This is a genomic window from Frigoribacterium sp. 9N (assembly GCF_902506305.1).
In the GTDB taxonomy this organism is placed as follows: Bacteria; Actinomycetota; Actinomycetes; order Actinomycetales; family Microbacteriaceae; genus Frigoribacterium.
Genome location: NZ_LR733392.1, coordinates 1,857,866 through 1,871,792 on the forward strand (window position 1 = coordinate 1,857,866; position 13,927 = coordinate 1,871,792).

A 13,927-nucleotide genomic window follows, 5' to 3' on the forward strand; every position below is an offset into this window, starting at 1 on the left:
GTGACGGGACGGTTCGGGACGAGGAGGCGCGAGCGGCTCGGTGCCGCGTCGTCGCCCCTCAGCGGGTCAGGGCGGCGCCCTCGAAGAGGTCGCGGACGTTGCGGGTGCCGACGCCGTGCACGATCTCGGCGTCGACGCCGAGGTCGGTCAGCCGGTCGAGGAACACGGCGGGGACGTACGAGAGGCCGTTGCCGCCGTGCTTGCGCAACATGCTCTTGAGGAAGAGGTCGTGGCTGAAGAGCAGACGGCGGCCGAACCCGGCCGAGGCCAGGCGGGCGATGGCCGTGGCCGTCTCGACCGGCGACGGCGACTGGCCTTCGCCGGGCAGGGAGAAGCGGTACGGCATGCCGATCATGTCGAACTCGAGCCAGACCCCGCGCTCGGCGAGGCTGCGCTGGTAGTCGGGGTCGCTGCCGGACGGGTCCATGTGGCAGAGGACGACCGCCGTGGGGTCGACGCCCTCGTCGCGCAGCACGACGTCGAGCACGCGGCCGCCGTGCCGGACGAAGCCGGGCAGGTGCACGAACATCGGCAGGCCGGTCTCGCGTTGCAGGCGGCAGGCCGCGCGCAGCGAACGCTCCTCCCGCTCGGTGAAGCCGGGCGAGACGCCGATCTCGCCGATCACGCCCGACCGGGGCACCCCGGTCTCGGCCGGGTCGGCCCGGTACTGCGCGACCAGGCGCGAGGCCAGGTCGTCGACGGTGTCGCGCCCCGTGGCCTCGGGGTGGAACCGCTCGAGGTACCAGCCGCCGCCGGTGACGACGGCGACCCCGCTGCGGCGCGAGATCTCGGCGAGACGGCGGGGGTCGCGCCCCTGTCCGTCCGAGGTCAGCTCGACGACCGTGCTGCCGCCGAGCTCGCGGAACGCCACGAGCTCGTCGACCGCGTCGTCGTCGCCGTCGAGCACGCAGTTGTCGCGGCAGGCGAGCGGACGGTCGCGCAGCAACCAGGCGATCTCGGGAGTGACCGGGGCGTCGAACAGCTCGGGGAAGTCGGGGTCGGGTTCGAGCCCGCCCTCCTCGATGCTGTTGATCAGGTGCTCGTGCGGCAGCGTGTAGCCGAGGCGGTCGCTCGGCACGGGACCGGTGACCGTCTGCACGTCGACGACGGTGGTCGTCTCGACGCCGAACCCTCCGACGCGGCTCATCGGGTCACCCGCTTGCGCACCAGGTCGGTGAACGAGCCGCCGCGCAGGTTGATCCAGATGACGATGATCAGGAGGCTGCCGGTCACGATGGGCACGATGTAGGGGCTCAGGCCGAGCAGCGTGAGGCCGTTGGTGATGACGCCGGTCAGGATCGCCCCGATCGCCGTGCCGATGACGCTGCCCTTGCCGCCGAGCAGGTTCGTGCCGCCGATCACGACGGCGGTGATCACCGTCATGGCGAAGTCGACGCCCGAGTTGGCGTCGCCCGACCCCAGTCGGGCCGCGGTGATGATGCCGGCCGCGCCGGCCGCCGTGCCGCTGAGCACGAGGGCCATCATCTTGACGAAGCGGGTGTCGACGCCCGCCCGGCGGACCGACTCCTCGTTCGAGCCGATGCCGGTGATGTACTGGCCGAACCGCATGCGCTGCAGCCCCACGATGCCGACGCCGACGATGATCAGCGCGAGCCAGGCCGGGTACCCGAGCCCGAACAGCCGGCCCTGCCCGACCTGGGCGAAGATCAGCCCCGAGCCGATGGCGATCGAGTAGCCCTTCGTGATCAGCAGGGCGACGCCCCGCACGATCGACATGGTGGCCAACGTGACGATGAACGACGGGATGCCCTGGTAACTCGAGAACCAGCCGTTGACCAACCCGCAGAAGGCTCCGACGGCCAGGCAGATGACGATCACCAGCACCGACTCGAGACCGGCCCGCAGCAGGACCGCCCCGATCACCGAGACGAGGGCGAGCGTCGACCCGACCGAGAGGTCGATCATGCCCGCCGTGATGACGAAGGTCATCGCGACGGCCACGATCGCCGCGGGGGCGACCTGCACGGCGACGTTCCGCAGGTTCGTGCCGGTGAGGAAGGTCGGGGTCGCCACCGAGAAGACGACGATGACGACCAGCGTCACGACGAGCATCAGCAGGGTGGACTTGTTGACGCGTTGCAGGGCTTCCCAGCGGCGCTCGCGCACGTCGGTGGAGCCGTGTCCGCGACCCGGCTCGGGGCCGTCGGTGCGGGTGGGGTCAGAGGTCGTCGCGGTCATGCGGCAGCGCTCCCTTCACGGGTGATCATGTCGACGAGCGACTCGATGGTGAGGTCGTCGATGCGGGCGTCGTCGACGCTGCGCCCCTCGTACATGACGGTGATGCGGTCGCAGACCCGGAAGAGGTCCTGCAGCCGGTGGGTGATCAGGATGACGCCGACCCCTCGGGCCGCGACCTCCTTGATGAGGCGCAGCACCGACTCGACCTCGGTGACGGCGAGGGCGGCGGTCGGCTCGTCGAGGATCAGCACGTCGGGGTCGACCGACGCGGCGCGCGCGATGGCGACGGACTGGCGCTGGCCACCCGACAGCTGCGAGATCAGCTGGTGCGTGGACGTAACGCGGACGCCGAACTCCTTGAGCACGGCCGTGGCCTCGGCGTGCATCGCCCCGACCTTGAGGAAGGGCCCGACCCGAGGCTCGCGGCCGAGGAACAGGTTGGCGGCGACGTTGAGGCTGTCGCAGAGGGCGAGGTCCTGGTAGACGATGCCGATGTCCTCCGCCTGGGCGTCGCTCGGGGACTGGAACCGCACCTCCTTGCCCTTGATGCTGATGCGGCCGCCGTCGTGCTGGACCGAACCGGCGAGCACCTTCATGAGGGTGGACTTGCCGGCGCCGTTGTCGCCGACCAGGCCGAGCACCTCGCCGCGCGCGAGGCGCAGGTCGACGCCGCGCAGGACGTCGACGGCGCCGTACGACTTGCGGATGCCCTCGAGTTCGACGAGCAGGTCGCCGGTGGTGACGTCGGTCATCAGCCCTCCAGGTAGTACGAGAAGTCGGCCAGGTTGTCGGGCGTGACGATCGTGATCGGCACGTCGACGGTCGCCGGCACGTCGGCGGTGCCGCAGGCCAGGTTGATCGCGGCCTTCGCGGCCTCGTAGCCGAAGCCGAAGGTGTCCTGCTGGATGACGGCCTTCACGTAGCCGTCCTGCAGACCCTCGACGGCCGAGGGCGAGAGGTCCCAGCCGACGATCGTGACGCGGTCCTGGGCGCCCTGGCTCTTCACCGCGGCGATGGCGCCGTTCAACGCGGGCTCGCCCGTGGCGTAGATGTACTCGAGGTCGGGGTTGCCGGTCAGCAGGTTCTCGGCCGCCGCCTGGGCGTCCTCGTTGACGTTCTGGCCGTCGACGATCGTGCCGATGGTCATGCCGCCCGCCTCGACCGCGTCGGTGAAGCCGTTCTGGCGCTGGATCTGGATCGCGCTGTTGAGCGCTCCGACGACGCCGACCTCGCCCTCGCCGCCGGTGATGTCGAGGAAGGCCTTCCCAAGCTGGGCGCCGCCGTCCTCGTTCGCCGTGCCCACGTACGAGTCGATCGCCGAGGCGTCCTCGACCGAACCGTCGGCCGCGACGACCGGGATGCCGGCCGCCTTGGCCGCCGTGAGCGCCGGGATCAGCGCGGTCGCGTCGACCGGGTCGACGATGAGCGCGTCGACCCCCGAGGCGACGAGGTTCTCGACGCCCGAGACCTGCGTGGCGCTGTCGTTGTCGCCGCTGACGATCTGCAGGTCGGCACCGGCCTCGTCGGCGACGTCCTGGACGCCCTCGTTCATCTGGGTGAAGAAGGCGGTCTGCTCGTTGATGTCGACCATGCCGAGCTGGAGGGTGCCGCCGCCGTCGGGGGCACAGGCCTGGGGGACGTCGGTGGGGGCCGGGCGGGTCGAGGTCGAGCCGCCGGACGCGGAGCCGGAGGCGGTGGTCGAGGACGAGTCGCAGCCGGCGAGGGTGCCGATGGCGATGGCGCCCACGGCGAATGCGGCGAGGACGGTACGGGTCGTGGGCATGAGGAGCCTTCCTGGGGAGGACGAGGTGGAGCATGCGGGACTGGCGAGGGGGCGATCTCGGTGGGGTCGAGATCGACGGGCAATCGATTTCCGTCGGGAACTGCGTCAAGAGTGACGCCTTCGTGTTTCGAGTGTCAACACCTTTGTGTTTCCGACGTGTAAAAGAGATCCGGGCCGGGCAATCGGTTTCCCCCTAGGGAACGATACGATGACGGCATCACCCGTCGTCCCCGGCGGCCACGCCCTGAGGAGCCCATGAACGCCGTCACCATCTCGGACGTCGCCCGCCGGGCGGGCGTCTCCGCCGCGACGGTCTCGCGCGTCATGTCGGCGTCGCGCCCGGTCGGCCGCGAGGTCGAGGCCCGCGTGCGGCTGGCGGCCGACGAGCTGGGCTACTCGGGCAACGGCATCGCCCGCGCCCTGCGCACCCGCCGCACCGACACGGTCGGCATGGTCGTCCCGAGCATCCTCAACCCGTTCTTCACGACCCTGGTCGACAGCCTCGAGAGCGCGCTGCACGGCGAGGGCAAACAGCTGTTCCTCTGCGACTCGCGGCAGGACCCCGCCGTCGAGGCCGAGCACCTCCGGTCGCTCATCGAGCGGCACGTCGACGGCATCGTGGTCAGCCCCGTGCACGACACCGAGAGCGCGGCGGCCGTCGCCGCGTCCGCCCGGGCCGTCCCGCTGGTGCAGCTCGACCGCCGGGTCGACGTCGCCGGCACCGACTGGATCGGCCTCGACGACGCCGAGGCGATGAAGCTCGTCCTGACGCACCTCGCCGGGACCGGTGCCCGCTCGGCCGCGTTCGTGACCTCCGAGCTGACGAACTCGTCGACGACCCTGCGCCTCCGGGGCTTCCGGCACTGGGCGGCCGAACTCGGCATCCGCGAGGTGCGCGACGGGGTCGTGCTCGGCGACTACTCGGTCGACAGCGGCGACGCGGCGGCCCGCCGGCTGCTGACCTCCGACGACCGCCCGGACGCCATCGTCTGCGCGGACGACCTGATCGCCATGGGCGTGCTCAGGGCGGCCCGCGAGCTCGGAGTGTCGGTGCCCGACGAGCTGCAGGTCACGGGCTTCGACGACATCGTCTTCGCCTCGTACGTGACCCCGGCCCTGACGACCCTGGCGCAGCCGACCGACCGCATGGCCGCCGAGGCGCTGCGACTGCTCTCGCTGCGGGGCTCCGACGACGGAGGACTCGGAGGCGCGCGCGTCTCGTTCGCGCCGAGACTCGTCCGCCGGCAGAGCACGCGGTCGTCGACTCCCGAGCCCACGCCCGCCTGACCCGACCGCCCCGTCGGGCGTCGGTCAGTGCTCGACGGCCCACCGTCCGCCGACGTGGCCGAACTGCTCGACGGCCCGCAGGACCGCCTCGACCGACACGGACTCGTCCACCGTGTGGACGACGGTGGGGTCGCCCGGGCCCCAGACCACGACGGGCACCCCGTCCTCGAGCGACCGCACGAGGACCGAGGCGTCCGTGAAGTACGACGCGGGCGCCTCCGAGACCGGGGCGTCGAGCCCGGCGAGCCAGGGATGGTCGCGCGGGGTCCACACGGCGGCCAGGTCGAGGTCGACGCGGACGTCGGTCACCTCGGGCTGGCCACGCCACCAGTCGACGAGTTCGTCGACGTCGTCCCGGACGACGCGGAGGTCGATGCGCGCCTCGCAGACGTCGGGCACGATGTTCGGCACGCTGCCGCCCGAGACGACGCCGACGTTGACCGTCTCGCGCCCGAGGTCGGCATGGGACGAGAGCGGCAGGTCGTCCAGGCGCCCGAGCACGGCCACCAGGTCGAGGATCGCGTTGTGTCCCCGCTCGGGCGTGCTGCCGTGCGCGGCGACGCCCGAGGTGCGGACGGTCGTCCAGAGGGCGCCGCGGTGACCGAGCACGACCTGCCCGTCGGTCGACTCGGGGATCACCACGGCCCCCACGCGCAGGCCCGCGAGCAGGTCGACGACGGCAGGAGCCCCGAGGCAGCCGACCTCCTCACCGGTCGAGACGGCGAGCGCGACGGGTGCACCCTGGCGCAGGAGGTCCCGCACGGCGACGATCGAGGCGGCCAGGCCGGACTTCATGTCCGAGGCACCCCGCCCGTACAGGCGGTCGCCGACGACGGTCGAGGCGAAGGGATCGTGGGTCCAGGCCGAGGCGTCGGTCACCGGCACGACGTCGGCGTGCGACGCGAAGACGAGCAGCGGCCGGTCGACGGCGACGGACGTCGGCGAGACCAGGAGGGCCGCGGGCTCGCCGTCGGCCCCGGGGGCGAAGGCGACCCGCGCCTCCTCGACGCCCTCGAACTCCGCGGCGACGCGGCGCAGGACGGCCGCCTCGCCCGGTGAGCCGCTGGTCGAGTCGATGGCGACCAGGTCGCGCAGCAGGCTGAGCACGGGCACCTCGGACGGTTGGACAACGGTCATCCGCCCACGGTAGTCATGGCATGTGTCGGGCTCGTGTCGCGAGAAGGGCCGCAAGCAGGAGCGCGCCTTCGACGGGCTACCCCGCCGCAGGCGACATGGGGATCATCCAAGGGTAATTCGAGGGTAATCAATGGGGTAATCGGGGGGCGTCATCTATGATTCCTTCATGCCCACGCGTACGATCACCGGCCAGCACACCAGGACCGCGCGGATGGACGTCCATGAAGTGGCGAATGTCCTCGTGCACGGCTTGGGCCCGACACTCGTCGCCGCCATGACCGGCTCCAAAGACCGCAAGCTACCCGCGAAGTGGGCTCGATCCGACGGGCCCACCCCGGGTCCCGACTTCACACGACGTCTGCAACTCGGCCACAGGGCGTGGGCAGCACTGGTCCAAGACGAGGGTGCCCACATCGCCCGCCAGTGGTTCATCGGTGGCAACCCCCTCCTCGGCGAAAGCACTCCCTTGACGGCCATTCGCGAGGACCGCGGTCGCGAAGTCATAGAGGCCCTCACCGCGTTCCTTCGAGATGAGCCGGACGCCTGAGGGTGAACGGGGGCACCACGTGTACCGCGACCGGCTTGCGCCTCGTGCCGGAACTCGGCGAAACCACCTACCGCATCGCGAAACCGAGATACGGAGCGCTGTCGGCTCCCGAGCGGACTACCAGGAGCGCACGAAAAAGGTGGGGGCGCTACGACTCCCTGGGCCGCACGCTCTACCTGGCTCGCGAGGCCGAGTCGGCTTTCGCTGAAGTCCTCTCCCCTTTCAAACGGCAGCTCGGCGCACTCGATCCTCTCGAAAGCGATGCCGCCGCGCTCGGCCTCACGCGAAGCGAGCTGCTCGAACTCGTGGCCGAGGAATGGGGCGAGGCCCAATTTCATGGGCATGAACGCCGTGCCACAGCAATGGCGCGTCGACAGGTGCGTGTATGAGGTGATCGGACAGGGGGACGGGTGGTGGATCGACGTGGAGCATCCTGACTCGCTCTCGGTCCTGGAAGCAACGATCGAACCCACGCTCATCCGTCAGGGCGTCAGGAGTCTGACGACGGCGGTTCTGAGGGGCGAGAACCGCATCGTGACCACCGCCGTCGGCATGCACCTGCGAGGCATCGAGCTGTTCGACGGCTCGGTCGCTCGTGGTCTTCAGTTCGGCAGCAAGCACGGGGGTGGATGGTGTCGCGCGGCGTGGATGCCCGGCGCAGCGGACTCATGGTCTGCGGACTTCATAGCGACGAGTGGCGAGCCGCTCCTCGTCACCGACGAGCACCTCGCCCGCGCCAGCGAGCGGTTCCGCATAAAAGTCTTCTGATGCGCAGCTCGACGCGTTGTCGCAGGCCTGACTCATCCGGGCTCCGCGTCAGTGCGCGACCGTTCGTCGTCTGACGACTGCAACAGCCCGAGGAGCGCATCCCGACGGGACTGCAATGCCGCCTACGGCAGCGGCGGCAGGGCCCGCTCGTCGAGCCAGGGACGCAGCAGCGGTCCGACGGGGTGGCCGGAGACGCGGGTGGCGAGGGCGACGAAGTCGGCCGTGGTCGCCACGCCGTGCCGGTGCTCGGCGGTCCAGGCACGCAGCACGTCGAAGAACGCGACGTCGCCGACCGCCGAGCGCAGGGCGTGCACCGCGAGCGCCCCGCGCTTGTAGACGCGATCGTCGAACATCAGGTCGGGGCCGGGGTCGCCGACGAGCAGGTCGCGGGGCAGACCGGCCAGCCGCGCGCGGGTCTGGGCGGCGATGCGCGCGGCCGACGGACCGCCCGAGGCCTCGGACCAGATCCACTCGGCGTAGCAGGCGAAGCCCTCGTTCAGCCAGATGTCGCGCCAGGTCGTCAGGCCCACGCTGTTGCCGAACCACTGGTGCGCCAGTTCGTGCGCGATCAGCCGACGCGACCCGCCCGCCCCGTCGGCGTGGTTCGCCCCGAAGATCGCGAGGCCCTGGGCCTCGAGCGGGATCTCGAGGTCGTCGTCGGTGACGACCACCGAGTACGACGCGAAGGGGTACGGACCGAACCGCTCGACGAAGCAGGCCATCATGTCGGCCACCTCGCCGAAGTCACGACCGATGCGGGACCGCATCGCGGGCACCCCGGCGAAGACGCCGGGCACCCCCGCGAGCACGACCGGCACCAACTCGTAGCGGCCGATCTGCACCGTCGCGAGGTACGTCGCCGTGGGCTCGGGCTGCTCGTAGACCCAGGTCGTGCGGCCGGACCGCGTGTGCCGGTCGGTCAGCTCACCGTGGGCGACGACGGCGTAGGGCTGCTCGGTCGTGACCTGCACCCGGTAGGTCGCCTTGTCCGCCGGGTCGTCGTTGCACGGGAACCAGGTCGCCGCCCCGTTCGGCTGCGAGGCGACGAGTGCACCGTCGGTCAGCTCCTCCCAGCCGAGGGTGCCCCAGCGGGTGCGGCGAGGTGCGGGCGAGCCCGCGTACTCGACGACCACCTCGACCGGCTCACCCGGCACGGTCTCCTCGGGCAGCGTCACCGTCAGCTTAGTCGCCGACTGCGCGTGACGCGCCTTGCGCCCGTCCACCCGCACCTTCGCGGCACGGAGGCGGAGCAGGTCGAACACGAGCGTGCGGAGGGCCTCGGTCGGCACGACCGTCAGCGTCGCCACGCCGTCCAGTCGGTTCGTCGCCACGCGGTACCCGACGACGAGGTCGTACGAGCGCACGCCGTACCCGGTGTTGCCGCTCTCGGGCGTGTAGCCGTCCGGGGTCGTCGCCGGACCGGTCACTGCGAGACGGCGTGGTAGTCCGCGAACGTGACGTCCCGCCACGGGCCGATCGGGTTGCCGCTCCACCGGCTGCCGACGGGGACGACCTCGCCGCGCATGACGAGCGACGCGGGTCCGACCGTGGCGTGTTCGCCCAGGCGGGCCGCGGGCAGCACGACGCTGTGGGGTCCGAGGGTCGAGCCGGCGGCCAGGGTGACGGTGTCCATGCTCATGATTCGATCATGGAACAGGTGGGTCTGCACGACGCATCCTCGATTCACCGTCGACGCGTCGTCGAGTCGCACCAGGTCGGCCTCGGGCAACCAGTAGCTGTCGGTCCACACGCCGCGACCGATCGAGGCCCCGAGCGAGCGCAGCCACCACACGAGGGCCGGGGTGCCGGCCGCCGCGTGGGCGAACCAGGGGGCCGCGCACATCTCGGTGAAGGTGTCGGACACCTCGCTGCGCCAGACGAACGACGACCAGAGCGGGTGCTCGCCGGCCCGGATGCGCCCGACGAGCGCCCACTTGGCGAGCGTCGTGACCCCGGCGGCCGCCGCCCCGACGGCGAGCATCACGACGCCGCCGACCGCGGCCGTCGCGCCGACCCCGATCGCGTCGACCAGCGCCCACAGTCCGACGACCAGGCCGAGGCCGATGCCGCAGGTGACGACGACGGGCACGACCCGGCTGAGCTCCCACGCGATGCGGGCCACCCGGAGGTGCGTGGCCGGGCGGAAGGTGCGGGTCTCGTCGGCGACGGCGACCGTGCGGCGCAGGCGCACCGCGGGTGAACCGAGCCACGACGACCCCGCCTTGGACTTGCGCGGAGCCGACGAGAGCACGGCCACCAGACCGTCCTTCGGCACCTTGTGGCCCGGGGCGGTCATGCCCGAGTTGCCCAGGAACGCCCGCCGACCGATCTCGGCCCGGGCCACGCGCAGCCAGCCGCCGCCGAGCTCGTACGACGCCACGAGCGTGTCGTCCGCCAGGAAGGCTCCGTCGCGGACGGTCGTCATCGACGGCAGCAGCAGGACGGTCGACGCCTCGACGTCCCGCCCGATCTCGGCCCCGAGCAGGCGCAGCCAGACCGGCGTGAACAGGCTCGAGTAGAGCGGGAACAACAGGGTGCGCGACAGGTCGAGCAGGCGTTCGGTGCTCCAGACCTGCCAGCCGACCCTCGACCGCACCGCGAAGGTGCCCTCGGTCACTCCGAGGGCCCACAGGCGGGTGAGCGCGACGACGAGCACGGCGGCCACCAGCCCGGCCACGAGCGTGCCCGGCACCAGGACGGCGAGGGCCCGCCACCACGCGTCCGTCAGCGAACCCGCACCCCGCACGCCGAGCGCGACGACCGCGCCTCCTGCGCTCAGCGACGCCACCGGCAGCAACGCGACGACGACGGCCGACGCCCCGTAGGCGACGAACCACCGGGTGGGTGCCGGGGGTCGGTCCTCCGGCCACCAGGCGCGGGTGCGGCCGATGCGCTCGGCCGGCGACCCGGCCCAGTGCTGACCCGAGGGCACCCGCCCGAAGACCGCGGAACCGGGCGCGATCGAGGCGTCCTTGCCGATCCGGGTGCCGGGCAGCAGGGTGCTCCGCATGCCGATCGTGCTGCCCGCACCGATGCGGATCGCCCCGATGCGGACGACGTCGCCGTCGATCCAGTGCCCGGCCAGGTCGACCTCGGGCTCGACCGACGCCCCGCGACCGATGCGCAGCATGCCGGTCACGGGCGGCAGGGCGTGCAGGTCGACGTCGGGTGCGATGCGAGCCCCGAGGGCCCGCGCGTAGTAACTGATCCACGGGGCGCCGGCGAGCCCGACCGCCCCGATCTGGTGCGCGACCTGCTCGGCCAGCCAGAGCCTCAGGTGCACGCTGCCGCCGCGCGGATGATCGCCCGCCTCGACCCCCCGGAGGAGGAGGCGCGAGGCCAGCACCGAGATCGCCATGCGTCCCGGCGGGGTCGCGAACACGAGGATCGCGACGACGAGCAGCCCGCCGTCGACCGCCGGCAGGGCGTCGAACCCGCTCCACCAGCGCAGCACGGTGCTCGCGGTCAGGGCGTAGGTCAGCCAGCGCGCACCCGACAGCACGAGGAGGGGCACCCCGAGCAGGGTCTGTAGCCATTGGGTGCGGCGCGGGGTCGGCACCGACCGGTGGAACACGGCCGGCGGGGCCTCGTCGTCGACGTCCGCCACCGTCAGCGCCTCGGCCAGCGCGCCGAGCCGGGGGTGCGAGTAGATCTCGGCGACGGTGAACTCGGGGTCGAGCTCGCGCAGCCGGGCCACGAGCTGGGCGGCGGCCAGCGATCCCCCGCCCAGGTCGAAGAAGTTCGCGTCGGCGTCCGGGACGGGTACGCCGAGGACCTCGCGCCAGCGGTCGGCGACGAGCTGCTCGACCGGGGTCATCGAACCGGCACCGTCGGGCCGGCCACCTCTCCCGTCGCCACCGGTCGACGAGTCGACCAACGGCCAGGGCAGCGCGTCGCGGTCGATCTTGCCCGACGTCTTCGTCGGCAGGTCGCCGGTGACCAGCGCCAGCAGCGGCACCAGCGCGGCCGGCAGTCCGTCCCGGAGGCGGGCGAGGGCGGCGCCTCGGTCGAAGGTCTCGGCCGACGCGACCGCGAGGTAGCCGACGAGCACCTGGTTGCCGGCCGCCGTCGTCCGCACCGCCGCGGCGGCGCCGCCGACCCCGGGCAGGGCCTGCAGCGCGGTCTCGATCTCCCCGAGCTCGATCCGGCGCCCGCCGACCTTGACCTGGTCGTCGGCCCGCCCCTGGAACACGAGTCCGGCCCGGTCGAACCGCACCAGGTCACCGCTGCGATAGGCGCGCTGCCAACCGAGCTGCTCGTGCGGGGCGTACTTCTCCGCGTCCTTGGCGGGGTCGAGGTAGCGGGCCAGGCCGACGCCGCCGATGATCAGCTCGCCCACCTCGCCCTCCGCGACCGGGTCGCCCTCGGCGTCGACGACGGCCACGTCCCACCCGTCGAGCGGCAGACCGATCCTCACCGTCTCTCCGGCACGCACCAGCGCCCCGGTGGCCACCACGGTCGACTCGGTCGGCCCGTAGGTGTTCCACACCTCGCGGTCGTCGCCGACGACCCGGTCGACGATCTCGGGCGGGAGCGCTTCTCCGCCGAAGATCAGCAGCCGGACGCTCTCGAGGGCCTCGTCCGGCCAGAGGGCCGCGAGGGTCGGCACGGTCGAGACGACGGTGATGCCGTGGGTGACGAGCCACGGCCCGAGATCGGCACCCGACCGGACGAGGCTGCGAGGGGCCGGCACCAGGCAGGCGCCACTGCGCCAGGCCAGCCACATCTCCTCGCACGAGGCGTCGAACGCGACCGACAGTCCGGCCAGCACCCGGTCGCCCGGTCCCAGCGGATCGACCCCGGGCGACGACAGGAACATCCTCGCCTCGGCGTCGGCCAGGGCGGCCGCCGAGCGATGACTCGCGGCGACGCCCTTCGGCGTGCCGGTCGAGCCCGAGGTGAAGATCACCCAGGCGTCGTCGTCCGGGGTCGGCGACCGGTCGTCGTCGGCGAGCGCCGTGCCCCGCCCGCTGACGTGCCCGGCCGGTGCGGCGAGCACGAGGCTGTCGGGTCGGTCGGCGTCACGCGGGGTGAAGCGTCCCCCCGCCGAGACGATGCCCACGACACCGGCCTCGCCGAAGACCAGGGCGGCCCGCTCGTCGGGGTCGTCGGCGTCGACCGGCACGTAGGCGGCCCCGGCGGCCAGGACGGCGAGGATCGTCAGGTAGAGCGACGAGTCGCCCGAGGGCATGCGCACGCCCACCCGGTCGCCGCGGCGCACCCCGGCGTCGGCGAGCGCGCGCGAAGCGGCTCCGACGCGGACGACGAGTTCCGCGTAGCTCCACGCGCCCCGCTCGTCCTCGAGGGCCGAGGCGTCCGGGTGCTCGAGCGCCGTGGCCCGCAGGACGTCGACGAGCGTCCGGGGTGCGGGGGCCGCGGGCGAACCGGCGATCACGCCGGGCAGTGTCTGGCTCACGGCCGCACGGTAGGGACCCCAGGTGTCACGTCGGTGAACTCGAACGCGTCCAGGGCCGGACCGGCGACGGCGAGGAGGACCCCGGTCGCCGAGCGCCGGTCGTGGACCAGTCCGCGTCGACCGTCCGTGGTCGTGCCCCCGGGCCCGGGCCCCAGACGGAGCGCCGACATCGCGGTGGTCAGCCCCTCCCCCGTCGACTTGAGCAGCGCCTCCTTCCGCACCCAGGCGCGCAGCACGTCCACGTCGACGTCCTCGGGGCTCACGTCGGGCCGGAGGTGCTCGAGCGCACCGGCTGGACGGGCCCCTTCGACGTCGACGCCGACGGGCGCGCCGGCCCGCACCGCCACGGCGGCCCAGCGACCGCTCCGGCTGAGGCTCACGTGCAGGTCGTCCGACGGCACCGGCACCGGCCGACCGTGCGGACCACCGCACGAGCGACAGGCCTCGCGTCCGAACTCGATCGACCCGGCCTCCCGGCCGGTCACGGACGAGAGCAGGAGGCGCAGCGCACGATGCGAGGCCAGGTACCGACGCGCGTCGGTCGCGTCCACGAAGGCCGCCGCGCGGGCCCGTTCGTGCGCGTCGCAGACCTCGCTCGCCGGAGGCGCGCCGGCGTCGCGTTCTCGGCCGAGGTCGAGGTCGAGGTCGACCAGCCACACCCGCGCGCCCGTCACGGCAGGCGAGCCTAGCCGCGTCCGCACCCGCGCCGCGGGTCCGTTCACCTGCCGTTCTCCGGGTGGGGTGATGATCCGGTCGGCGTCCGTCACCCTCCCGACCGGTCCGGGACGCC

At 72.5% G+C, this 13,927-nt stretch carries 12 protein-coding genes; 4 read left to right on the top strand and 8 right to left on the bottom strand.

The genetic code is table 11. The annotated features are described in order from the left end of the window. Window positions 1-58 precede the first annotated feature (58 nt). Genes ARTHRO9V_RS11715 through ARTHRO9V_RS11730 form a run of 4 tightly spaced genes read right to left on the bottom strand, consistent with a single transcriptional unit; the run spans window position 59 to window position 3,982 of the window. The gene (locus ARTHRO9V_RS11715; protein ID WP_159827359.1) at window positions 59-1,147 is read right to left on the bottom strand and encodes a phosphotriesterase; all 1,089 of its coding nucleotides are present in this window, start codon (window positions 1,145-1,147) and stop codon (window positions 59-61) included. Beyond that, window positions 1,144-2,199 (bottom strand): ABC transporter permease, encoded by a 1,056-nt coding sequence (locus ARTHRO9V_RS11720; RefSeq protein WP_052505095.1) that lies wholly within the window; start codon window positions 2,197-2,199, stop codon window positions 1,144-1,146. Before ARTHRO9V_RS11720 ends, ARTHRO9V_RS11715 begins: the two co-directional genes overlap by 4 nt. Continuing rightward, complete coding sequence (locus tag ARTHRO9V_RS11725) at window positions 2,196-2,951, bottom strand: ATP-binding cassette domain-containing protein (RefSeq protein WP_056043006.1); 756 nt, start codon at window positions 2,949-2,951, stop codon at window positions 2,196-2,198. Before ARTHRO9V_RS11725 ends, ARTHRO9V_RS11720 begins: the two co-directional genes overlap by 4 nt. Beyond that, a complete protein-coding gene (locus tag ARTHRO9V_RS11730) occupies window positions 2,951-3,982 on the bottom strand; it encodes a substrate-binding domain-containing protein (RefSeq protein WP_159827362.1) in 1,032 nt (343 codons plus the stop codon). Before ARTHRO9V_RS11730 ends, ARTHRO9V_RS11725 begins: the two co-directional genes overlap by 1 nt. Window positions 3,983-4,237: 255 nt before the next feature. On the opposite strand from ARTHRO9V_RS11730, the gene ARTHRO9V_RS11735 reads away from it, so the two are divergent. Further along, window positions 4,238-5,269, top strand: coding sequence for a LacI family DNA-binding transcriptional regulator (locus tag ARTHRO9V_RS11735; RefSeq protein WP_159827365.1), 1,032 nt, complete (start codon window positions 4,238-4,240; stop codon window positions 5,267-5,269). A 24-nt stretch (window positions 5,270-5,293) separates the two neighbouring features. Here the strand turns inward: ARTHRO9V_RS11735 and ARTHRO9V_RS11740 are convergent, their stop codons facing one another. Beyond that, a complete protein-coding gene (locus ARTHRO9V_RS11740) occupies window positions 5,294-6,406 on the bottom strand; it encodes a M20 family metallopeptidase (protein ID WP_159827368.1) in 1,113 nt (370 codons plus the stop codon). Window positions 6,407-6,572: 166 nt separating this feature from the next. Here ARTHRO9V_RS11740 and ARTHRO9V_RS11745 point away from each other — a divergent pair, with 166 nt between their 5' ends. From ARTHRO9V_RS11745 to ARTHRO9V_RS11755, 3 genes are read left to right on the top strand one after another with little or no spacing between them, the layout of a single operon-like run. Beyond that, complete coding sequence (locus ARTHRO9V_RS11745) at window positions 6,573-6,953, top strand: hypothetical protein (protein ID WP_159827370.1); 381 nt, start codon at window positions 6,573-6,575, stop codon at window positions 6,951-6,953. A 35-nt stretch (window positions 6,954-6,988) separates the two neighbouring features. Continuing rightward, window positions 6,989-7,342, top strand: a complete 354-nt coding sequence (locus ARTHRO9V_RS11750) for a hypothetical protein (protein ID WP_159827373.1) — start codon at window positions 6,989-6,991, stop codon at window positions 7,340-7,342. After that, a complete protein-coding gene (locus ARTHRO9V_RS11755; RefSeq protein WP_159827376.1) occupies window positions 7,290-7,721 on the top strand; it encodes a hypothetical protein in 432 nt (143 codons plus the stop codon). Before ARTHRO9V_RS11750 ends, ARTHRO9V_RS11755 begins: the two co-directional genes overlap by 53 nt. 122 nt (window positions 7,722-7,843) lie before the next feature. On the opposite strand, the gene ARTHRO9V_RS11760 is transcribed toward ARTHRO9V_RS11755, so the two are convergent. The 3 genes from ARTHRO9V_RS11760 to ARTHRO9V_RS11770 are packed head-to-tail and all read right to left on the bottom strand — an operon-like array spanning window position 7,844 to window position 13,811. Further along, on the bottom strand, window positions 7,844-9,148 hold the full coding sequence (locus ARTHRO9V_RS11760; protein ID WP_159827379.1) for a M1 family metallopeptidase: 1,305 nt from the start codon (window positions 9,146-9,148) through the stop codon (window positions 7,844-7,846). After that, window positions 9,145-13,137, bottom strand: a complete 3,993-nt coding sequence (locus tag ARTHRO9V_RS11765) for a Pls/PosA family non-ribosomal peptide synthetase (RefSeq protein WP_236557040.1) — start codon at window positions 13,135-13,137, stop codon at window positions 9,145-9,147. Before ARTHRO9V_RS11765 ends, ARTHRO9V_RS11760 begins: the two co-directional genes overlap by 4 nt. After that, on the bottom strand, window positions 13,134-13,811 hold the full coding sequence (locus ARTHRO9V_RS11770) for a 4'-phosphopantetheinyl transferase superfamily protein (protein ID WP_159827382.1): 678 nt from the start codon (window positions 13,809-13,811) through the stop codon (window positions 13,134-13,136). Before ARTHRO9V_RS11770 ends, ARTHRO9V_RS11765 begins: the two co-directional genes overlap by 4 nt. Window positions 13,812-13,927: the final 116 nt, after the last annotated feature.

Coding starts and splice junctions, on each gene's coding strand:
- ARTHRO9V_RS11720 (WP_052505095.1), bottom strand. CDS start 2,199: ATGACCGCGACGACCTCTGACCCCACCCGCACCGACGGCCCCGAGCCG.
- ARTHRO9V_RS11725 (WP_056043006.1), bottom strand. CDS start 2,951: ATGACCGACGTCACCACCGGCGACCTGCTCGTCGAACTCGAGGGCATC.
- ARTHRO9V_RS11745 (WP_159827370.1), top strand. CDS start 6,573: ATGCCCACGCGTACGATCACCGGCCAGCACACCAGGACCGCGCGGATG.
- ARTHRO9V_RS11735 (WP_159827365.1), top strand. CDS start 4,238: ATGAACGCCGTCACCATCTCGGACGTCGCCCGCCGGGCGGGCGTCTCC.
- ARTHRO9V_RS11740 (WP_159827368.1), bottom strand. CDS start 6,406: ATGACCGTTGTCCAACCGTCCGAGGTGCCCGTGCTCAGCCTGCTGCGC.
- ARTHRO9V_RS11755 (WP_159827376.1), top strand. CDS start 7,290: ATGGGCATGAACGCCGTGCCACAGCAATGGCGCGTCGACAGGTGCGTG.
- ARTHRO9V_RS11715 (WP_159827359.1), bottom strand. CDS start 1,147: ATGAGCCGCGTCGGAGGGTTCGGCGTCGAGACGACCACCGTCGTCGAC.
- ARTHRO9V_RS11730 (WP_159827362.1), bottom strand. CDS start 3,982: ATGCCCACGACCCGTACCGTCCTCGCCGCATTCGCCGTGGGCGCCATC.